General features: G+C 37.5%; 18 protein-coding genes and 4 pseudogenes. 13 read left to right on the forward strand and 9 right to left on the reverse strand.

All coding sequences use genetic code 11. The annotated features are described in order from the left end of the window. Positions 1-195: 195 nt before the first annotated feature. The 6 genes and pseudogenes from ACQ86H_RS05655 to ACQ86H_RS05680 all read right to left on the reverse strand — a co-directional run bounded on the left by ACQ86H_RS05655 (position 196) and on the right by ACQ86H_RS05680 (position 4354). Positions 196-1245 (reverse strand): hypothetical protein, encoded by a 1050-nt coding sequence (locus ACQ86H_RS05655; RefSeq protein ID WP_431294108.1) that lies wholly within the window; start codon positions 1243-1245, stop codon positions 196-198. 89 nt (positions 1246-1334) lie between these two features. Next, a pseudogene (locus tag ACQ86H_RS05660) lies at positions 1335-2213 on the reverse strand (class I SAM-dependent methyltransferase). A 3-nt stretch (positions 2214-2216) separates the two neighbouring features. After that, positions 2217-2600: a type II toxin-antitoxin system VapC family toxin gene (locus tag ACQ86H_RS05665; protein ID WP_138818295.1), complete on the reverse strand. Its 384-nt coding sequence runs from the start codon at positions 2598-2600 to the stop codon at positions 2217-2219. Further along, positions 2600-2845 carry a type II toxin-antitoxin system VapB family antitoxin gene (gene vapB, locus ACQ86H_RS05670; RefSeq protein WP_431294109.1) on the reverse strand — a complete coding sequence of 82 codons (246 nt, stop codon included), beginning with the start codon at positions 2843-2845 and terminating at the stop codon, positions 2600-2602. The genes ACQ86H_RS05665 and vapB overlap by 1 nt, the downstream gene beginning before the upstream one ends. Positions 2846-2868: 23 nt before the next feature. Next, positions 2869-3620: pseudogene (locus tag ACQ86H_RS05675) on the reverse strand (ABC transporter ATP-binding protein). Beyond that, complete coding sequence (locus tag ACQ86H_RS05680) at positions 3620-4354, reverse strand: MlaE family ABC transporter permease (RefSeq protein WP_025145954.1); 735 nt, start codon at positions 4352-4354, stop codon at positions 3620-3622. The pseudogene ACQ86H_RS05675 and the gene ACQ86H_RS05680 overlap by 1 nt, the downstream one beginning before the upstream one ends. Before the next feature lie 147 nt (positions 4355-4501). Here ACQ86H_RS05680 and ACQ86H_RS05685 point away from each other — a divergent pair. The 10 genes and pseudogenes from ACQ86H_RS05685 (at position 4502) to ACQ86H_RS05730 (ending at position 13759) form a co-directional block, all read left to right on the forward strand. Beyond that, positions 4502-5190: pseudogene (locus tag ACQ86H_RS05685) on the forward strand (SDR family oxidoreductase). A 20-nt stretch (positions 5191-5210) separates the two neighbouring features. After that, positions 5211-5906 carry a PspC domain-containing protein gene (locus tag ACQ86H_RS05690; RefSeq protein ID WP_168202498.1) on the forward strand — a complete coding sequence of 232 codons (696 nt, stop codon included), beginning with the start codon at positions 5211-5213 and terminating at the stop codon, positions 5904-5906. 5 nt (positions 5907-5911) lie between these two features. After that, positions 5912-6892 carry a LiaF transmembrane domain-containing protein gene (locus ACQ86H_RS05695; RefSeq protein WP_138818292.1) on the forward strand — a complete coding sequence of 327 codons (981 nt, stop codon included), beginning with the start codon at positions 5912-5914 and terminating at the stop codon, positions 6890-6892. 105 nt (positions 6893-6997) lie between these two features. Further along, positions 6998-7609, forward strand: coding sequence for an RDD family protein (locus tag ACQ86H_RS05700; protein ID WP_138818291.1), 612 nt, complete (start codon positions 6998-7000; stop codon positions 7607-7609). Positions 7610-7864: 255 nt separating this feature from the next. Then, entirely contained in the window at positions 7865-8014 is a 150-nt protein-coding gene (locus tag ACQ86H_RS05705; protein ID WP_168202497.1) for a hypothetical protein, read from the forward strand. 215 nt (positions 8015-8229) lie between these two features. After that, positions 8230-9030: an alpha/beta fold hydrolase gene (locus tag ACQ86H_RS05710; RefSeq protein WP_431294110.1), complete on the forward strand. Its 801-nt coding sequence runs from the start codon at positions 8230-8232 to the stop codon at positions 9028-9030. Between the two features lie 32 nt (positions 9031-9062). Continuing rightward, positions 9063-9578, forward strand: a complete 516-nt coding sequence (locus ACQ86H_RS05715) for an alpha/beta fold hydrolase (RefSeq protein ID WP_431295344.1) — start codon at positions 9063-9065, stop codon at positions 9576-9578. A 96-nt stretch (positions 9579-9674) separates the two neighbouring features. Further along, a pseudogene (gene ispG / locus ACQ86H_RS05720) lies at positions 9675-11653 on the forward strand ((E)-4-hydroxy-3-methylbut-2-enyl-diphosphate synthase). A gap of 191 nt (positions 11654-11844) precedes the next feature. Next, positions 11845-12258: a hypothetical protein gene (locus tag ACQ86H_RS05725; RefSeq protein ID WP_431294111.1), complete on the forward strand. Its 414-nt coding sequence runs from the start codon at positions 11845-11847 to the stop codon at positions 12256-12258. Positions 12259-12484: 226 nt separating this feature from the next. Then, the gene (locus tag ACQ86H_RS05730) at positions 12485-13759 is read left to right on the forward strand and encodes a mechanosensitive ion channel family protein (RefSeq protein ID WP_138818287.1); all 1275 of its coding nucleotides are present in this window, start codon (positions 12485-12487) and stop codon (positions 13757-13759) included. On the opposite strand, the gene ACQ86H_RS05735 is transcribed toward ACQ86H_RS05730, so the two are convergent. From ACQ86H_RS05735 to ACQ86H_RS05745, 3 genes are all read right to left on the reverse strand, one after another. Next, entirely contained in the window at positions 13760-14206 is a 447-nt protein-coding gene (locus tag ACQ86H_RS05735) for a UPF0158 family protein (RefSeq protein WP_138818286.1), read from the reverse strand. It lies immediately after the preceding gene. 9 nt (positions 14207-14215) lie between these two features. After that, a complete protein-coding gene (locus tag ACQ86H_RS05740; protein WP_431294112.1) occupies positions 14216-15043 on the reverse strand; it encodes an alpha/beta hydrolase family protein in 828 nt (275 codons plus the stop codon). A 393-nt stretch (positions 15044-15436) separates the two neighbouring features. Then, positions 15437-15820, reverse strand: a complete 384-nt coding sequence (locus ACQ86H_RS05745; protein ID WP_431294113.1) for a DoxX family protein — start codon at positions 15818-15820, stop codon at positions 15437-15439. A 136-nt stretch (positions 15821-15956) separates the two neighbouring features. Here ACQ86H_RS05745 and hemA point away from each other — a divergent pair, with 136 nt between their 5' ends. The 3 genes from hemA (at position 15957) to hemB (ending at position 20323) form a co-directional block, all read left to right on the forward strand. After that, positions 15957-17183 (forward strand): glutamyl-tRNA reductase, encoded by a 1227-nt coding sequence (gene hemA, locus ACQ86H_RS05750; protein ID WP_138818283.1) that lies wholly within the window; start codon positions 15957-15959, stop codon positions 17181-17183. 378 nt (positions 17184-17561) lie between these two features. Further along, the gene (gene hemC / locus ACQ86H_RS05755) at positions 17562-19142 is read left to right on the forward strand and encodes a hydroxymethylbilane synthase (protein ID WP_210419386.1); all 1581 of its coding nucleotides are present in this window, start codon (positions 17562-17564) and stop codon (positions 19140-19142) included. A 260-nt stretch (positions 19143-19402) separates the two neighbouring features. Beyond that, complete coding sequence (gene hemB / locus ACQ86H_RS05760; RefSeq protein WP_246862635.1) at positions 19403-20323, forward strand: porphobilinogen synthase; 921 nt, start codon at positions 19403-19405, stop codon at positions 20321-20323. Positions 20324-20427: the final 104 nt, after the last annotated feature.

Consider the following 20427-nt stretch of genomic DNA (forward strand, 5'->3'; position numbering starts at 1 on the left):
AAATCTATACCAATTTTTTAGATCAATCAAAAAAAGACATTTTTTTGATATTAAACATTGGTTACATATTGATTATTCCTTTAAGTTTTAAGCAGGCGGTGTCTGGACCACTCTTTGAGGCAAATACATAATGAAATGTAGCTATATAGCAGTAAAAACAAAAAAGCCTGTAATCGTAAATTACAGGCTTCAATTTTATTGGTATTGAATATATATCGGTTTTGGAGTAAGCTTCAGTAGCTCCTCAGGGGTCATCAAACGCTTAGGATCTTTCTTTAAATCATTTTTGTAAAATAATTTAAAGCCTGTAAACTGTACAGGTTCGCCCTGTATGAAGTGGCGATAGGTGCCTTTTTTTAAATCGGGTTCGCCCCACCCGTCCATGTGCACTACCACCTGCACTTCAGGACGTAATTTAATGTTAGCTGAATTGGTTACCATTTTCTTAGTAAAACGGTGCAATACAAATACTTTTGGAGGCAAATTGTGTTTTTTAACAATATCGGCCAGGTATTGAGTTACATAATTTACATCGGCAGCATCATAAGTGCCTATTTTTCTGCCAGGTAATGAACCATCCTTCATTGAAAATTCCGGGTCTATGCCTAAATGTACATAAGGCAGTTCAAGATATTTTTCGATGTGCGGTAATTCTGCTTTTATGGTACTTAAAGCTACCTGAAGATCCAAAAATACAATTGTGTTAGGTTGCATTTTAGCAATTTTTAAAACAGAATCTATCTGCTTATTGCCCATCCTGTTGATGTATTTTCCATCTTTTCCTGGTGTTCCGCTTGCTACTGCGGCAATATAGTGTAATCCTGGTTGTACAGGGGTAGTAGGATCAGCCTTTTCCCAATGTTTAACCTCAGCATTTAAGCGTTGCCACATTTCTTTAGGTGCATATTCACCGAGTGCGCCCATTTTTTTCGAATGCAAGTTTCCATAATAAACAACAATGCGTTTAAAAGGTAAAATAGCTCCTGTTAATGGATACGGCTGTTTTTTAACTGGCCATTTCCCGGTAGTATCTCCGTTTGCCAGTTTTTTTACCAACGAATCGTAAAGCTTTGGATCAACCGGTTTCATCACGTTTACAGTTGAGTCGGTTTTCTTTTTCGAGGTATCAGATGAGAAGATTTTACCAATGCTGTTTCCGCCTTTACCGTCTGAATTACAGTTGGCGAATAAACTGATTGCGGCAAAACCAAGTATCAGGGTGCCTGCTAATTGAGGGAATTTCATAGATATATTAGATAATTAAAATTTAGTCTTTTTCCGGACCGATGAAAGTAGGGCGGAAATCTGATAGTTTAAAATAAAGTAATCAACATTTACACATTACAGAATTTACCGAAAACGCCCAATGGCAATTTAATGCCTGAGGTAGCCTGTAAATAAAGTTCTCCCGTTTCGAGATTTTTAACCGCAGGAAAAGAAGTACGGATTAAATTTTCAACAATTACTGATGAAAAACCAAGCGAGTAGGTATTTAATATAAGGAAATGTTCTTTTTCATCTAATAATTGTACTACATCCTGCATCATTTCCTGGATATGATCTTCGAGTTTCCATTTTTCTCCATTAGGACCATGGCCATAAGCCGGTGGATCTAGAATAATACCATTGTATTTTTTGCCTCTTTTTAATTCTTTTTTTACAAATTTTAAGGCATCTTCCACCATCCAACGGGTATCTTTCAACCCCGAAAGTTCCTGGTTTTCATTTGCCCAGGTAACTACTTGTTTAATCGAATCTACGTGGGTAGTTTCTGCACCAGCTGCATTCGCAATTAGCGATGCCGCACCGGTATATGCGAAAAGATTTAAAACTTTAGGTTGTGGCGTTTTAAATTTTTTAATCGAAGAGGAGATAAAATCCCAGTTTACAGCCTGCTCAGGAAATACGCCTACGTGTTTAAAAGAAGTTAAACCTAAGCGGAGTTTAATGGCCACTTCATCATTTTTATATTCTACATGCCAGCGATCAGGAATAGATTGATTTTTTTACCCATTCGCCAGAAGTTGCCGAACGGCCCCTGAATATGATGTTGGCCGTTTTTTTCCAATCCTGTTCTGAGTATGTTTTTTCCATACCGCCTGAGGTTCAGGACGGATAAGGGTTACACTTCCAAAACGTTCTAATTTTTCAAAATCCCCGCAATCAATCAGTTCATAATCTTTCCAATGGGTGGGGGCAATTAATTGTATCATGTATTAAAATAACTTTAAATTTGGGTAGCTTCTGATATATTGATCATCGGTTATCAGTGTTAAATCATTAGCTATTGCTTGTGAAATAATAAGCCTATCAAAAGGGTCTTTATGTATTAAGGGTAGTTTAGAATAAGTAGTAAAATCATATTTAGAAGGCTGAAGAATTTTTACCTGATACTTGTCGAGCAATTGATAAATGGAGTTTATATCATCTTTTAACTTCAGTTTCCCAATATTTAGCTTTATTGTGATTTCCCAAATGCTAACAATACTTATATGTTTTTCAGTATCAGGATTGTTTATGATCTCTATAATCTTTTTTGAAATAGCATTATCTCCATTAATAAAAAAAAGAAATATGTGTGTGTCTAATAAAAAACGCATTACATATAATCCTTTAGCTCGTCTAATGGCTCATTAAAATCATCAGAAATATAAAGAATTGTACCTTTTGCTGCACCATACAAGCTTTTTGGTTCTTCAACAATGTTTGACTCTTCACTTTTCGACTTTGGAAAACTCTTCGAATGTTTGGCTTTTAAAAAATCAATAAAATCTTCTACCTCGTTTACCATGCTTTCTGGTAAGGTTTCCAATTTGTGAATGATATTTTTTGTAGCCGCAGTCATAATAAACAAATATAAGAATTTTCTTAAAACTTATCTTTTGCAGCTTTCATGAAGCGACTTGCAAATACGAAATCGTTTAGCTCTTTAATATCAGTATGTGCTATTTCTTTGTTGCTGCCTTCCCAGAATTTTTTCCTTCGTGTAAGAATAAAATATAATCGCCTATACCCATAACCGAGTTCATATCATGTGTTACCACAATGGTCGTGGTTTTATATTCTTCTGTAATTTCCTGGATCAGTTCATCAATAACGATCGAAGTTTTTGGATCTAAACCCGAGTTAGGCTCATCGCAGAACAAATATTTCGGGTTCATAGAAATAGCACGTGCAATACCCACACGTTTTTTCATTCCACCAGATAATTCTGCCGGGAATAATTTGTTTTTACCTGCAAGGTTTACCCGTTCTAAACAAAAATCAACTCTTTCCAGCTTTTCTTTTCTGCTTTGGTCAGTAAACATGTTTAACGGAAACATGATGTTTTCTTCAACAGTCATACTATCGAAAAGGGCAGAGCCTTGAAATAACATACCGATTTCTTTACGCACCTCGATACGCTGCTCATAGGTCATCGGTGTAAAATCGCGGCCATCGTACAATACCGAGCCCGAATCTGGCTGATGCAAACCTACCATACATTTCAGTAAAGTTGTTTTTCCTGATCCCGAACCACCAATAATTAAATTGGTTACACCTTCTTCAAACTTTCCGGAAATACCTTGCAATACGTCATTTCCGGAGAACGATTTATAAATATCTTTAATTTCGATCATTACAATAAAAGTTGAGTAACTAAATAATCGCAAACAAGAATAGAGATACAGCTAATTACAACTGCTCTGGTACTGGCCTGCGAAACTTCTAAAGCACCGCCACGAACATAAAAACCTTCATATGCCGGAACTGATGTAATGATGAACCCAAATACAAAAGCTTTTACTAGTGCTACTACGATGGTATAAGGATTAAAATCGGTTGTAATACCCTGTATATATTCAGCAGGCGTAACCGCTCCTGAAATAGAACCGCCAATATATCCGCCGGTAATACTTAAAAACATAGAAATGATTACCAACATGGGTACCATGGTTATGCCTGAAATAATTTTAGGGAGAATGAGATATCCTGGTGCGTTGATACCCATAATTTCTAAAGCGTCAATCTGTTCAGTAACACGCATCGAACCAATTTCTGATGAAATGGCCGACCCTATTTTTCCTGCCAATACAATTGCACTAATGGTTGGGCTTAACTCCAAGATACTGGAGTCACGGTTTACAGAACCGATAATTGTTTTTGGAATAAAATCACTAACCAATTGGAAAGCAATTTGTAAAGTCATTACCGCACCGATAAAAGTAGAGATAATCGCAATTAAACCTAAAGAGCCTACACCAACATAATCCATTTGTTTGGCGATTTCTTTCAGGTAAATTTTCAGTTTTTCCGGCCTTCTGAATACAGACTTGAGTAGCAGGATGTATCTGCCGAAATTGGTAAAATTCATTCCGTATGTATTTGCTTAATTTAAATGATCGTTCTATACTACTACAAAGAAACAATAAAAAAGTTGGAGCGCTTTGCTAATTACAAAAATATTCGTGGTTTTGAATATAATTATGGTTTTTTGTTAACAAAAATTAAACCATAAATGATGAAAGCGGTAATTACGGGTGCAACTAAAGGAATTGGAAGAGCCATTGCGACTAAATTTGCCCAGAACGGGTACGATTTAGTTTTAGTAGCAAGGGGATTAGATGAACTTGCCCGACTTCGGGAAGACTTAACCCCTTATGGGAATATTATTGTTACTCATGGAGCAGATTGTTCGGTTAAAGAGGAAGTGTATGCTTTTTTGAATTCGACAGCTATAAATTTTGATTACGTAGATGTTTTAGTCAACAATGTAGGGATCTTTTTGCCTGGCAGCATGCTTGATGAGGAGGACGAAACCTTCGAAAAGCAACAGCATTTAAATACCAATGCCAGTTATTATATCAGTAAGTTTTTTGGAAAAAAATGCGTTCAGCCAAACGAGGCCATATATTCAACATCTGTTCTGTGGCTGGTAATGTACCCGTAAAAAATGGTGGTAGTTATAGTGTAACAAAAGCAGCGATGTTGAGTCTTAATCATGTATTGCGGCAAGAGTTAGCACCTCACAATGTTAAAGTAACAGCATTTTTGCCAGGCGCTACTAAAACTTCATCCTGGGAGGGAACAACAATTCCGGATGAGAAATTTGTACAGCCTGAAGATATTGCAGAAACTTTATTTACCATTTTAAACTTAAGTAAAGGGGTAAATGTAGATGAGGTTTTAATCACTCCGCTTGATTTTTAAACACAAAAATGAACAACGTTATGGAAAAGAAGCTTTTTAGAAACGAACACGATAAGATGATTGCCGGTGTAGCTTCGGGACTTGCAGATTACATGCAGGTGGAGGTTACCATAATTAGATTATTGTTTGCATTATCGGCTATATTTATGGCTGGAGGTGGCTTAATTGCCTATATTGTAATGTGGATTATTGTTCCGGTTAATAACGATCCGGCGGCAAGATTTTCCAAATTCAACGACTACTTTGGTAATAAAAACTCAAATCCACAGCCATTTGGAACCGCCGATCCTTTTGCAGGGCCTGCTAATCAAGGAAATCAGAATTGGACACAACCTGTAGATGGCACACAGAAAACACCTTTCGAAACACAGCCAGACTTTAGTAAATTCAATAAATCTAATGATACTGGTCGCACCATAGGCGGATTGGTATTGCTGGTAATAGGATGTTTTTTTCTGATGCGCGAAATGGATTTTATACCTGACTGGTTTAGCATCCGTAACTTATTCAGGTATATGTGGCCGTTAATATTTATTGCTTTAGGTATAAGTATTATTGCCAAATCAAAAAGAAAAAATGACTGGGCGACTTTTCAGCACCAACAAGAGGCTGAGCAGCAGAAAACGGCAGATTTTTCTGAAGCTGTTGTAGAAAATGAGCCTGTTGCCCCTGTAAATAAAGATGATCAATCAACACCCGCTAACCCTCAAGTATAAATAAAATGAAACTAGATAGATTAATATGGGGTATCATCCTGCTTTTTATTGGCGGTGTACTTCTACTCGAAAACTTTGGAGTAATCGAATTTTATTGGCGCAGCGTATGGAGCTTTTGGCCGGTATTCTTAATTATAGCAGGCTTAAATATCCTTTTTAACAGAAACAATTCGCAAACAGGCAGCATGATTTCGATTGGTGTTCTGGTGATTGCTTTATCGTTCCTTTTTTATAAAGGACAACAGGTGCCAGAACATGGGAATTGGTGGGGACGCCATTTCAAAAAAGATATTGACGTAAATATCGATCACAATGATGGCGACAATGATAATGACGATGATCAGGATACAACATCCTATCACTCCAGTTTATCAGAGCCATTTGTAAACGCCGATAATGCTAAGAAAACGGTTTTGAATATTTCAGGTGGTGGTATATCATTTAACCTTGATGGCGAAACCTCCGAATTGATTAGTGCGGATATAAAGAAAAAACATGGCAACTTTTCTTTAAAGAAAGTCCTTACCGATAGTGCGACTGTACTTACTTTCCAAATGGACGATAAAAAAAACAAATGGAATTTTGGAGATGGGGGTAACGATGTTGATTTTAAATTGAATAAAGGCGCCAACTGGGATATCTTAATGAAACTTGGTGCAGGCGAAGCAAACTTCGATTTCGCTGATTACAAAGTACGTACTTTTCGTTTTGATGGTGGGGCAGCAGCTCTTGATATCAAGTTTGGAGATTTGTTACCAATAACTGATGTGATCGTAAAATCGGGTGTTGCCGATGTTAAAATTAAAGTACCTGCCAACTCGGGCTGCAGGATTAAAACCAAAACAGGTTTATCGGCAAAGGATTTTGATGGGTTCGAAAAACTGAGTGAGGGTGTTTATGAAACTTCAAATTACAAAACTTCCACTAAAAAAATCTTTATCAATTTAGATGGGGGATTGAGTAACTTTGAAGTAAGCAGGTATTAGGAAGACTGAAGGTTTTAAGGTGGATGGTGTAAGGCTTTATTCGATCTAAACTTTTATGCACTACTGATCTTACAATCCTAAAATCTCAAATCCCGATCCAACCTAATGAATCCTGATCAATACACAGTAGTAATTAATGGTAAGCCACAAGGCCCATATAATTTATCCGAACTGAAAGATTTAAACATCACAGCGAATACTTTTATACGTAAGCCCGGAATGGACGATTATAAAGAAGCTCATGCAATTTCCGAATTGCGTGAGCTTTTGGGCTTTAGTTATCAAAAAACAGCCCCCCAATATTTCGCCGCTTTTGATCAAAGATTATTGGCTTCAGTAATTGATCATTTTATTATTTTTGGAATATATAGCATCATTATTTTAACAAGCTATATTTTTATCGAAGGCAAAGACCAGCGGATTATGGCTTTTCTAATCCCATTCCCATCCATATTTATCATTAAACTCATTTATGGCAGTATTGCAGAGGCATCAGCCAGTCAGGCTACTATTGGTAAAAAACTCCTCAACATTAAAGTAACCGATTTAGAAGGAAGCCGGGTTTCTCTCGGTATGTCTCTGGTTAGGAATTTTTCCAAAATCTTATCGGTAATTCCTGTTTTTTTTGGCTATCTGTACAGTTTCCTGAATAAGAAAAACCAGTGCTGGCACGATATTGCGGCTAATACTTTAGTAATAAAGGATAGATTGATCTGATTAGAAAAGCAAGGTTATCACATCTATTTTCGTTATCCGGGCTGTACGCTATATCTTTGGCTAGCTTTCGACTACGCTACCATTGACTTTATTTCACAAAAAAATTGTTAATCAGTGCTTTGACTGCTTTCGCATTTCCATCCAGCTAGGCCATAGCACAGTATCGCCGTTCTACGTAAATCCGGCCTAACAAATTTTTCGGGCTGCACCGTTCTGGCCGCACAACTGGCTTCAAAAGAAAACGGCGAAGCCCTCATGAATGCAGCTGAAAGTTATAAACAACAAATGAATAAATTTTCAGCCGGCATTTTTTGGTTCTTTTTGATGCCAAAAAGAAGGAGCCCTTCGGCGGCGGCGAGCCGAGGCAAGACCGTGGTGTATGGCAAAGAAATCAATTATACGTAATTCATATTGATTTTTATTAAATAAATTATTCCTTAGGCTGACAGCCAAAGGATGCCGCTTTCATCCCGTTTATGAAACTTAGGTCGGTGCAATGATGCCAAACCCACCCACCGTTAAAAAATAACCCCAATTTCAATTTCTGCTTTCAGTTAAAAGATGTTAAATATGAATTAAGCTATTATTCTATTGATTAGTTTTAGTAAAATTAATCTAATATGCTACGTATATTTCTCACCGCTGTTTTTGCTTTTTATCAATTTAGCTCTTTTTGCCAAACATCATCAGATTCGTTAAAACTTGTTAAGGATGAATATAATCTTGGGTTTGAAAAAATAATCCCTAGTACTAAGTCTTCTGTTGGATGGAATACGGGAACAACCAAAAGTGGATATAAGGTTGAAATCGATTCAACCCAAAAACATACAGGCAAATACTCCTTATTGATAGAAAATATTGCCCAAGATGTTGAATCAAATTATGCCATGTCTAGTTTAATTATTCCTGCAAAATTTGATGGGAGGGAAGTAGAAATTAGATTTTATCTAAAATTAGAGCATATTACCGGCCATGTGGATTTTCCATTTAGAATTGATGATGAGAATAATGACAAGTTACAATTTACCAATCTACTAGCGAAGAGGATATATGGAACGCAAGACTGGAAGCAATATAGCCTTAAATTGCCGCTTCAAAAAGAGGCCACAACAATTAATCTTTTTCCTTTGTTATATGGTCCAGGTAAGATGTGGATTGATGATGTTCAGGTTCTGATTGATGGTGTGGATATTAGTCAGGCTAAGATTAAGACAGATTATAACCCCAATCCGCCACAGCCCATTAATTATGGTAGTAATGTTTCAGCATCAGGTAAAGTTAAAGTAAAGGATGCTGACCTATATTATGAAACTTACGGAAAAGGCGAGCCCCTATTGTTATTGCATGGAAACAGCCAATCGATAAGTGTTTTTAAGAAACAGATTAAAGCGTTCTCAAAAAATATAAAGTTATTGCAGTAGATACCCGTGGACAAGGTAAAAGCACTGATTATATTACAGATCCACTTTCTTATGACCTGTATGCTGAAGACATGAAAATATTACTTGATTCTCTGCATATCAATAAAACGAATATTTTAGGGTGGAGCGATGGTGGAAATACAGGATTGATAATGGCTGCTAAATACCCTAAATATGTAGATAAACTCGCCGTTACTGGTGCCTGTACAAATCCAAATGATGCCGTTTCAACCAGCACGTTAGAGGAAGTTCGCAAGGCTATTGAAAGTTTAAAAACGAAATTAGATGCTCAGTCAAAGTATCAGGTTAAATTATTTACCATGTTATTAACTGAGCCACATCTTACGGCTTTAGACCTAAAGAAGATTAAAGCTCCGGTATTGGTAATGGCAGGCGAAAAAGATATGATTTTAGAAAAACACACTAAGTTTATAGCTGATAATATTCCTAAATCGCAACTTTTTATTTTTAAGGGCGCTTCACACTATGTGCCTGTAGAAAAGGTTTCCGAATTTAATACTGAGGTACTCACTTTTTTAAACCAGTAATATCTGTTACAGGTAAGAGTTTTTGACGTTGCTAACCTGCATCTTTTACAACATTCCAACTTAAAACATTCCAACAATCCTTATCTTTGCAAACAGATGGAAAATATATTGGCAAAACATGATCTGGCTGGCGGATATTGCAACAGTTTAACCACTTATTCGAGGTATTTAACCCGGGAAGTCAACATTGGTGATATCGCACTGGGTGGGCACAATCCGATCCGGATTCAATCGATGACGACCACCGATACGATGGATACTTTGGGTACGGTAGAACAGACGATCCGCATGGTAGAATCGGGTTGCGAATATGTGCGTATTACTGCGCCAAGCATTAAAGAGGCCGAAAATCTGGCCAATATTAAAAAGAACTGCGCTTGCGTGGTTATAATGTTCCTTTAATTGCCGACATCCATTTTACACCAAATGCAGCTGAAATGGCAGCACGAATTGTAGAAAAAGTGCGTGTTAATCCGGGTAATTATGCTGATAAAAAGAAATTCGAAAATATAGAATATACGCAGGATGCCTATAATGCAGAACTAAGCCGGATTTACAAAAAGTTTATCCCTTTAGTTAAAATTTGTAAGGAATATGGTACGGCCATGCGCATCGGTACTAACCACGGATCGCTTTCTGACAGGATTATGAGCCATTATGGCGATACACCCCGCGGAATGGTTGAATCGGCAATGGAGTTTATCCGAATGTGCGAAGACCAGAATTATTATAATCTGGTAATTTCGATGAAAGCCAGCAATACCCAGGTGATGGTTCAGGCTTATCGCTTACTGGTAGAAACCATGGCTAAAGAGGGGATGAATTACCCTTTGCATTTGGGCGTTACAGAAGCTGGTGACGGCGAAGATGGTCGCATTAAATCGGCCGTTGGTATTGGTACTCTGTTAGAAGATGGACTGGGTGATACCATCCGCGTTTCATTAACCGAAGACCCTGAATTTGAAGCACCGGTGGCTAAAGCTTTGGCAGACCGCTATGCTTTAAGGAGTCCGAAGTCCGAAGTCGGAAGTCCGGAATCGATTAATTTACGCCCCGCGCCCCACGCTCCACGCCAAACTTATAATCCTTACGAATACAACCGCCGCATCACCACTCCAGTACAACATATTGGCGGGCATCACCATCCGGTAGTGATGATTGATGTTTCGAAAGAAAATTTAAAAGATCCTTACTTTTTAAGTTCGGTTGGTTATAACTATAGTGCAGGTTTAGATAAATATAATCTGGCCGATCAGGCATGCGATTTAGCTTATTTAGGCGATAATTTACCTTCTTTCTCTTTTCCGGGAAATTTAAAACAGGTTTATAATTATCAAACCTGGTTAAAATTAAAAGATAAGAACAATTGTCATCCTTTATTTTCCCTGGGAGAATTTATTGAAAGTGAAGTTCGAGATGAAGTGTTGAACTTTGTCCAGGTTGATTCAAAACAATTCAGCAATATAACAATTGCACAATTGGATAGCACGGTTGTTTTAATCCTCGAAACCAGTTCAACTCACGGAATGGCTGAGCAAAGGGCATTTTTTGTTTCAATGCAGGAAAAAAATGCTCAGATTCCGGTTATTATAAAAAGAACTTACCAGGATGCTGATGCCGATCATTTAATGCTTTATGCCGCTACGGATCTTGGTGCCTTGCTTACCGATGGTTTCGGTGACGGTCTATGGATTGACGCGGAAGGACAAAATCTTTCGTTGATCAACCCGACCAGTTTCGGGATTTTACAGGCTACCCGTACAAGGATTAGTAAAACGGAATACATCTCATGCCCAAGCTGCGGCCGGACCCTTTTCGACTTGCAGGAAACCACACAACTGATCCGCTCACGTACCAATCATTTAAAAGGAATTAAAATAGGTATCATGGGCTGTATTGTTAACGGTCCCGGCGAAATGGCCGATGCCGACTATGGTTATGTTGGTACCGGACCTGATAAAATTACTTTATACCGTGGTAAAGAAGTGGTAAAGAAAAATGTAACTACTGCTTATGCTTTGGATGAGTTGATCGACATTATTAAAGATGATGGCAACTGGGTAGAGAAAATTTAATAAAATTCAAATGTTTAATAGCGCTCCAAATAAATATTATCTTCCTCCTGAGTTTAACCTGAGGAAGAAAGTGATGCAAATTTATGATGATAAGATTATCGTCACCGATCGTCCTGATTTTAGTTATGATCATGTTTGGAAACCATTTGTATTTATAGGAATTTATCTGATCAGCTTTTTTTACCGGGTTTATGAATTATGTTCAGATAGCCATCACTCTGATTGTCTTTTTTGAGAGTTTAAAAGAGCCTGATAATAGATTAACCAATTTCGAAGCTGCATTTCTAATATTTCAACGTTTAATTGCGGTTGGGTTGCTTTTTTTATTTGACTTTAAAATTTTTCTAGGATATGTTCTATTGACTGAAATATGTTTTAACTTAAGGTTAAAGTTTTTGAAACGAGAAGAACCAAGTGAATTTAATCGAGCTGATATTCAATCTATAACTTTTAAAAAAGCTGCTGTTTTTAGAAGCCCAATTATTACCATTTCATATTTTGATCATCTACATTCTTTGAAAACGGCTAGCTATACTTTTTCAGATGATTGCGAGCTAGATTTCGGTAGAATTAAATTAGCTGAAACTAATGTCGTTTTATTATAGATAAGATCCTTTAGTCCGTATCCTTACAGACCACTATACTGTCATTCTGAGCGCAGCGAAGAATCTATATTCTGGTAGCACTCGACTACAAACTACTGTGCCATTATCAATACTAGCATAGTTTTAGCAGTACCAATATTCTCACAGCAGATTCTTCATTGTATTCAGAATGACAAAGACTACAGCACCATTTAATTTTCTGACCAATAAATCCTAAATTGCCTTGATGAATATCCCCGAGTTTCAATACCTGTTTAGTGAACTTAGAAACTGGCTGGCTGGTAAAGGCCTTGCAGGTAGTGAACTTGTTTATTCTTATTTTTTTATCGGACTGGTAGGCGTTACGCTATTTTTATTCATCACTATTTTTGTAACTCGTCAGGCTTTTATCGTAGTCGTAAAAAGTGCCAAAACCAAATCGGATTGGCAAAAGGCATTGTTCGAGTTTAGGGTGTTCAGGGCTTTCGCTTTAATATTTGGAGCATACATTATTTATAATGTTGTTCCTTATCTTTTTATCGATTTTAAAAACGGGTTATTTTATGCTTTAATATTTGCTAAAATCTACATGGTTTTAGCCGTAATGTTTGCTATAAATGCATTTCTGAATGCTTTGGTGTCCATCATGGAATCATCAAAGAAATATGCCGATAAACCCATAAGGAGTTACAAACAGGTAGCCAAAATTGTATTTTATATTGTTGGCTTCGTGTTGATTCTATCAATTATTTTAGGTGAATCACCCTTATATGTCTTTGGTGGTTTCGGTGCGGTTACTGCTGTTTTTATCCTGGTTTTCCGGGATCCTATTTTAGGTTTTGTAGCTTCGGTACAGATGAGTGCCATCGATCTGGTGAGGGTCGGCGATTGGATTACGGTAGAAAAATATGGTGCTGATGGCGAGGTAACCGAGATTAATTTGACGACCATTAAAGTACGTAACTGGGATAAAACGGTAACCATTGTACCTAGTTATGCCATTGTAAGTGAGTCGTTCAAAAATTGGCGTGCCATGGAAGAAAGTGAGGGCAGAAGGATTAAACGCCACATCAACATCAAAATTTCGAGTATTAAATTCTGTGATGAAGAACTGATCGGGAGGTTACAGAGCATCGATTATTTAAAAGATTATCTCAAAGAAACCCAAGCCTTTATTGAGCGTTATAATGCGGAAAATACGGTGAATCCCAACAACCTGGTTAACGGCCGCCACATGACCAATATTGGTACTTTTAGGGTTTATGCCGAAAAATACCTCGAAAGCAATCCTCATATCAATAAGGAACTCACCTTTATGGTACGTCAGTTACAGGCTACAGAAAACGGATTACCGATTGAAATTTATGTATTCTCGAAAGAAAAAGGTTTAAAACGTTTTGAAGAAGTGGCTGCAGATATTTTTGACCATTTGTTGGCTGCGGTTCCCTATTTTGATTTGGAGATTTTCCAAAGCCCTAGTGGAAGCGATATGCGTAATTTTGTAAGGAGAGGCGATGATTAATCATCGCCGGGGGTTCTCTAGCACAATAATATCTCCAATCCTCTCTAGCACGTAGTCAATTAATTTTTGATTTTTAAAATCAAACCATAGCTGCCTGTATTCGCCTGAATTATCTATCTCATATTTGAATTCTCTGAAAGGTTTTCTTTTATTAAGTGCTTCGATTAATGTAACTTTTATCCGTGTATTGTCGGGTAGCTCATCTGTAAAATCTTCCATAAACCTAAAAGACTCAGTGGAATCCGGTTTTTCAATTTTCCTATAATCGTTAAAATTATGCTCTACTTCTTTAATATCCTCATCCCATGCATCCGAGTCGTTATATTGCATTAGTTGATCGCTTGGTAGAAAGATCAGTTTATTATTCTTAATATTCCAATGGCACACTAAACCGCAATCAATAGTGTCTGCTATTTCTTTAATTTGTTCTGAAGTTAAAGCAGTCATAAAATTCAATTATTCTTCACCCAAAAATAATAAAACCTTTTCGCAAACCTTAAACAAAAGTGGTGGTAAAGTTTCACTAGTGTAAGGTTGTGTTGCCCCATACACGTGGTTGGCGCCTTCAATTTTAACCAACCTGCTGCCCGGGTTGGCTTCTGTCAAGGTCTGAGCAGTTTCAAAAGGAACATTAACATCATCATCACCATGGATAATTAACCAGGGGATATTTACACGTTTTGCCGCATCTGTAATATTCAATGTTGCGGCATTTTCTTCCAGATCTTCCAATAAAGTAACATTTAAAGGCATTTGTTCTTTGGTACGGGCATTGGTGACGAATATTTTACTGTTTTTCTTCCACTCTGCCTCCTGTTCTTTTTTCCAGAGACTATTAAAATCGGCAATGGCACTCCAGGTAATCAGTTTGTTAATCCTCAAATCGTTTGCAGCCTCTATGATGGATAATCCACCGCCACGACTATGGCCAATCAAATTTACTTTTGTGTTTGCGCCGTAAGCTTTTTCAATAAAATCGAGTACCGCGTTTACATCAAAAAGCTCTTTCGATACGGTATTGCTGGCAAAAGCTTCCATATCCGTCACATCTTTCGGGTCATCAACCGGCACACCGCTATGTGATAAATTGAACTTGATGTAACGGTAACCATTGCCGGCAAAATACCGGGCGACTAAATTATGTGCGCCCCAATCTTTAAAACCTTTAAAGCCATGTACAAAAAGTATAAGGGGTGTATTGGGATTTTTTTCATCAAAAGTGATGTCGCCGATAATTAATTTTCCGTCAGCACCGCTAAGGCTAAAATTGCTTTGTATAATCATAGTTTAGGAATTGGTATAAAATATAAACCTAAAAAATCTAATTTTGTTGTATTTGGGATAGTAAGAAACTGATTACAACATTTAGTATAATAGCCCTGATGGAAATGGAAATCCCTTTTGGAACCGATGAATTGTTGTTTAAAGATTTTATCCAAAAGGATTGCAATGTACAGCAGGACAGTACCTTTCCTAATTGCACAGGTATTGCGCTTCAAAAAAAGCATATTATTTTAATAGGGCCTGTTTAAAAATTAAATAAAATTAATTCGTATGTCAGTCTGAGCGTAGTCGAAGACCATTTTAACACATTAATACAATCAATCCATTACGCTCATCGTGAAGGCAAAAGGCTATGTAATATTTGCTATAAAAATTAAACAGCTTAATAATATATTATTCTTTAGTGTAATAATACGATGCCCAGCCAATAAAAACTAACTGAAAAGGCAACCTCAGCCACGCAATTAGTGGCGTAATCATTATTTGGCCCAACATAAAGGGTGCTTTCCGGATCATGTAAATGTGCGCAGGCAAAAAAGCAATCAGCATTAGTATAATTAGTACCGAAGCAAGCTTTCTGGTCTTGTTAAACAACAATAAAAACCCTAAAATAATTTCTAATATTCCAGAAAAATAAATCAAAAAGCCAGGTGCAGGCAACCATTTTGGCATAATTACGTAATATACTGCAATGGATAAAAAGTGGTTACATCCGGCCAGAACGTAGAAAAGGGCATAAACCCAGAGAAAAATTTTATGGACTGGTCTGTTTATCATGATTAATAGATGGTTTAATTTTTAGAAGGTTGCTATTTAAAACCGTTCTAAATTGATGTAAATTACAGGTTAATGACAGTCACATGCCTTCACCATGTTACTTTTGTATCCCGATAATAGTTAATAACGGAAGCACTTGGAATATTTAAAAGTAATAGCTTTTACGCATCACCACATCGACCTGAAATCTTTAGGGAAATTAGTTATTTGTGATCAGAGTTTAGATAGCAGGTTGAAGAATGTTCAGGCTGAGCTTCCCGTTAGCGAAATTTTCTATGTCGGGACGTGTAACCGTGTGGAGTTCGTCTTCCTTACCAAAGAGAAAACAGACAAGGAATTTGTAACCAGATTTCTTACTGTTTTAGACATGGGTCTGCCTCCTGAATTTATGGAGCGTTTTCTGGATAATGTTACCGTATACGAAAACGAAGAAGCTTTTAACCATTTGCTCAGAACATCATGCTCTTTAGAAAGTTTGGTGGTTGGTGAAAAAGAAATTCTTGCCCAGATCCGTAAGGCTTACGAAAACTGCCGCGATGCTGGTTTTACGGGCGATTACATGCGTATGATTATGGATCGTGTGGTTAAAACCGCAAAAGAAGTTTATACGCACACCAATATTTCTAAAAATCCGGTTTCTGTTGTTTCATTGGCCTACCGCAAGCTAAAAGAGTTAAATATGTGTGGCAACTCGCGGATCTTAATTATAGGTGCTGGCGAAACCAATCAGAATATTGCAAAATATCTTAACAAACATAAATATTCAAATTTCTCAATTTTCAACCGTACGTTCTCTAAGGCCGAATCTTTGGCAGGAGAGTTAGGTGGTAAAGCTTATCCATTAGCAGCACTTGAAGATTTTAATGAAGGATTTGATGTGATCATTACCTGTACGGGTTCTACTGAGGCGATTATTAATGAAGCGTTGTACGCTAAGCTTTTAAATGGTGATCAGGGCAAAAAGGTGATTGTAGATTTGGCCATCCCGAATGATGTTACACCTGCAGTAATCCATAACAATCCTGTACATTATATTGAGGTCGAATCGCTGAAAGAGGTGGCACGCAAAAATATCCAGGAACGTTATAACGAACTGGTACATGCCGAAGAAATTATCAGCAATAACATTACCGAATTTTTCTCTGTTTTAAAACAACGCCGTATCGAATTGGCGATGCAGGAAGTGCCAAGAAAGATTAAAGAAATCAAAAATACAGCCATAAATGGCGTGTTTGCCGATGAAATTAGTCAGATGGATGAAGCCTCACGCGAAGTTTTAGAACGTGTAATGAACTACATGGAGAAAAAATATATCAGCGTTCCGATGGTAATGGCCAAAGAAATCTTGGTTAATCAATCTTAATTTAACCGCAAAGAGCGCTAAGTTTAGTTTTTCATTTTTATCATTCTTTTTAATAAAAAGAGTCGTCATCTCGACTGAAGCGCAGCGAAATGGAGAGATCTAAATCAAAAGTACTCTCGAGATAGATTTCTCGACTGCGTTGCACTCCGCTCGAAATGACGGTAACGTGGGGAGTTATATAAATTAACTTCTCTGTCATTCATATTGATTTTATTCCATAACCTTAAACCGAGATTGACAAAACCTTATGGTGTCAATCGCGTAATGTCACAGAAATCCTTTAAATTATCCCTTCTGTAACCTCACTGTCTCATTTTTAAACAATTCATGGTATAAACCACTAATTAAATTAAATTTGCAACTCATTTAACCTTTATAGTGAAGAAATTAACCATCGGAACACGCGGTAGCGACCTGGCTTTGTGGCAAGCAAATCATATAAAAGATGAATTGGCGGCCATTGGAATTGAAGCAGAAATAAAAATCATTAAAACACAGGGTGATAAAATCCTGAATTTAAGATTGGACAAACTGGAAGGCAAAGGCTTTTTTACCAAAGAACTGGAAGAAGAGCTTTTGGGTGGAACAATTGATCTGGCTGTACATTGCCTCAAAGATTTACCTACTACACATCCAGAAGGATTAATTATTGCTGCTTTACCCCCGCGAGAGGAAGCAAGCGAATATTTATTGATTTTAAAAGATTGTGTAGATGTTTCGCAGAAGCTATCGTTAAAAAAAGGTGCAATGGTGGGTACTTCATCTAACCGTCGCAAAGCCCAATTATTGGGTTTACGCCCCGATTTAGAGATTGAAGATTTACGTGGAAATGTACCTACCCGTATCCAAAAGCTCCGTGATGAAGATTACGATGCCATTTTGATTGCGAAAGCAGGTGTTAAGCGCTTAAATCTTGATGTAACCGATTTACATGTAGAAGAATTGGAAACCACTGAATTTATCCCAGCTCCTGCGCAAGGCGCATTGGCTATTCAGATCCGGGCAAATGATACCGAGCTTTTTGATGCACTGCAAAAACTGCATGATCCGGAGACAGCGGAAACAGTAACCGTAGAACGTAAGGTTTTAAACCTTTTTGAAGGTGGTTGCCACATGCCTTTAGGCTGTTATTGCAAAAAGGAAAACGGAAAATTTGAAATATGGACTTCAAAAGCTGAAACTGCTGATGATTTTCCAGAACGTTTGTTTTTACGTGCAGACACTACCGAAGGGTTAGCCGAAAAAATTGTAGCCAAGTTTAGTACAGACAGAAAGAAACCTGCAAAGGTTTTTATTTCGCGAGAAATAGGTGAACACAGTTATTTTCGTAGGGCATTAGAAAATAATAATATTGAAATAGAAGGACGTTCGCTAATACGTACGTTTCCGATTGTAACTGTTTTAGATCAGTTTATACTGAAGCATGTAGACTGGGTTTTCTTCAGTAGCCGCAACAGTGTCGAATATTTTTTCAATCTGAAACCGGTATTGCCCAAGAAAACCAAATTTGGTGTCGTGGGAAGAGGATCGGAGGATGCTTTGCGTAAATTTGGTTATATCGCCGATTTTGTTGGTGAAAGTGGCGATATTACAGAAGTTGCAGAAGATTTTGCGAAATTGGTTGGTGGTCAGCAAATATTGTTTCCAAGGGCGCAGGATTCTTTACAGTCTATTCAAAAATCGTTACCGGATGATGCTAAAATAATCGATCTTCCGATTTATGAAACGGTAATCGAAGAAGATATTGACCAGAGTTATGCTGATGTACTCATTTTTACCAGTCCATCAAATGTTGACGCCTATTTCGCAGATAATTTATTAGAACCCGAGCAACAAGTAATTGCCATTGGAAACTCCACAGGAAAGAAATTTGATGAAATGGGTGTGAAATACGCTTTGCCATATTCGCCAGATGAAATTGGATTGGCCGAAGCAGTGTTTGGAATAGAGATGAGGTAAGAAGGTAGTAAGGTAGAAGGTTTAGGGTGTAAGGTAAGGATAGGAAGGTTTACGAGTCTTGATACCGTAATCTTGATACTCGATACTACAATCTTGATACTCAATACTGTGCAATCACCCCCGAAGGAAAAATAAAAGATATTCAAGTCTTGATACTCGATACTAAAATCTCGATACTTCAAATCTTGATACGAAATACTTGATACTAAAAAATGTTAAATCGTCCGCGTAGATTACGGAAAAATCCGTTAGTGAGAGAGATGATAGCCGAAACACGGTTATCGAAAGATATGTTTGTGTACCCTTATTTCGTCGTGCCGGGCACTAATGTTACCCATGCCATTGATGCCATGCCTGGGGTAAACCATTACTCAGTTGATACTTTGGTAAAAGATGTGGAAGCCGGATTGAAAAAAGGACTCAACAAAATCATGCTTTTTGGTGTTGGCGATGAAAAATCGGAAGATGCAAAATCTGCTTACCACGATCATTCTTTAGTGCCAACGGCGGTGCGTGAGTTGAAAAAACAGTTCTCCGACGATTTATATGTAATTACCGATGTTTGCGTTTGTTCATATACCACCCATGGTCATTGCGGTATTTTAGAAAACGATTACGTACAAAATGATAAAACGGTTGAGGTAATCGCTAAAATGGCTTTAACACATGCAGAAGCTGGTGCTGATATGTTTGCACCATCGGATATGATGGATGGGAGGATTGAAGCCATGCGTAATCTTTTAGATGAAAACGGCTTTGTAAATGCGGCCATTATGAGCCATGCTACAAAATTTGCTTCTGCATATTACGGCCCTTTTAGAGAGGCTGCAGATTGCGCACCGGGTAAAGGTGATAGAAAAGCCTATCAAATGGACTTCAGAAATCCATTAGAAGCCTTACGTGAAGCTGCTTTAGATGAACAGGAAGGTGCTGATGTGTTAATGGTGAAACCGGGATTAGCTTACCTGGATATTATCCAACGGTTAAAACAAGATACCAATCTACCTATAGCGGTTTACAATGTATCCGGCGAATACTCCATGGTAAAAGCGGCTGCCGAACGCGGTTGGATAGACGAACAAAAAGTAGTGATGGAAACCATGCATGCCTTTGCCAGAGCAGGTGCAAGCATTATTACCACTTACCACATTAAAGATATTTTAAATAACAACTGGCTTTAGAGGTGGGTGGCAGAAGGTTTAAGGTTTATATCCGTAATCTAATCCCAAGCTATTCAGTAATAAAATCTACAAAATATTAGGAGAAAAGTTGATGGTTTATCGCT

The sequence above is a fragment of the Pedobacter sp. P26 genome (assembly GCF_050632135.1).
In the GTDB taxonomy this organism is placed as follows: domain Bacteria; phylum Bacteroidota; class Bacteroidia; order Sphingobacteriales; family Sphingobacteriaceae; genus Pedobacter.

Bases quoted from the DNA above. Each gene is read 5' to 3' on its own strand.
- ACQ86H_RS05690 (WP_168202498.1), top strand. From the start codon at position 5,211: ATGGAAAAGAAGCTTTTTAGAAACGAACACGATAAGATGATTGCCGGT.
- vapB (WP_431294109.1), bottom strand. From the start codon at position 2,845: ATGACTGCGGCTACAAAAAATATCATTCACAAATTGGAAACCTTACCA.
- ACQ86H_RS05680 (WP_025145954.1), bottom strand. From the start codon at position 4,354: ATGAATTTTACCAATTTCGGCAGATACATCCTGCTACTCAAGTCTGTA.
- ACQ86H_RS05730 (WP_138818287.1), top strand. From the start codon at position 12,485: ATGAATATCCCCGAGTTTCAATACCTGTTTAGTGAACTTAGAAACTGG.
- ACQ86H_RS05695 (WP_138818292.1), top strand. From the start codon at position 5,912: ATGAAACTAGATAGATTAATATGGGGTATCATCCTGCTTTTTATTGGC.
- ACQ86H_RS05705 (WP_168202497.1), top strand. From the start codon at position 7,865: ATGAATGCAGCTGAAAGTTATAAACAACAAATGAATAAATTTTCAGCC.
- ACQ86H_RS05740 (WP_431294112.1), bottom strand. From the start codon at position 15,043: ATGATTATACAAAGCAATTTTAGCCTTAGCGGTGCTGACGGAAAATTA.
- ACQ86H_RS05700 (WP_138818291.1), top strand. From the start codon at position 6,998: ATGAATCCTGATCAATACACAGTAGTAATTAATGGTAAGCCACAAGGC.
- hemB (WP_246862635.1), top strand. From the start codon at position 19,403: ATGATAGCCGAAACACGGTTATCGAAAGATATGTTTGTGTACCCTTAT.
- ACQ86H_RS05735 (WP_138818286.1), bottom strand. From the start codon at position 14,206: ATGACTGCTTTAACTTCAGAACAAATTAAAGAAATAGCAGACACTATT.
- ACQ86H_RS05745 (WP_431294113.1), bottom strand. From the start codon at position 15,820: ATGATAAACAGACCAGTCCATAAAATTTTTCTCTGGGTTTATGCCCTT.
- ACQ86H_RS05655 (WP_431294108.1), bottom strand. From the start codon at position 1,245: ATGAAATTCCCTCAATTAGCAGGCACCCTGATACTTGGTTTTGCCGCA.
- ACQ86H_RS05725 (WP_431294111.1), top strand. From the start codon at position 11,845: ATGAATTATGTTCAGATAGCCATCACTCTGATTGTCTTTTTTGAGAGT.
- ACQ86H_RS05665 (WP_138818295.1), bottom strand. From the start codon at position 2,600: ATGCGTTTTTTATTAGACACACACATATTTCTTTTTTTTATTAATGGA.
- ACQ86H_RS05710 (WP_431294110.1), top strand. From the start codon at position 8,230: ATGCTACGTATATTTCTCACCGCTGTTTTTGCTTTTTATCAATTTAGC.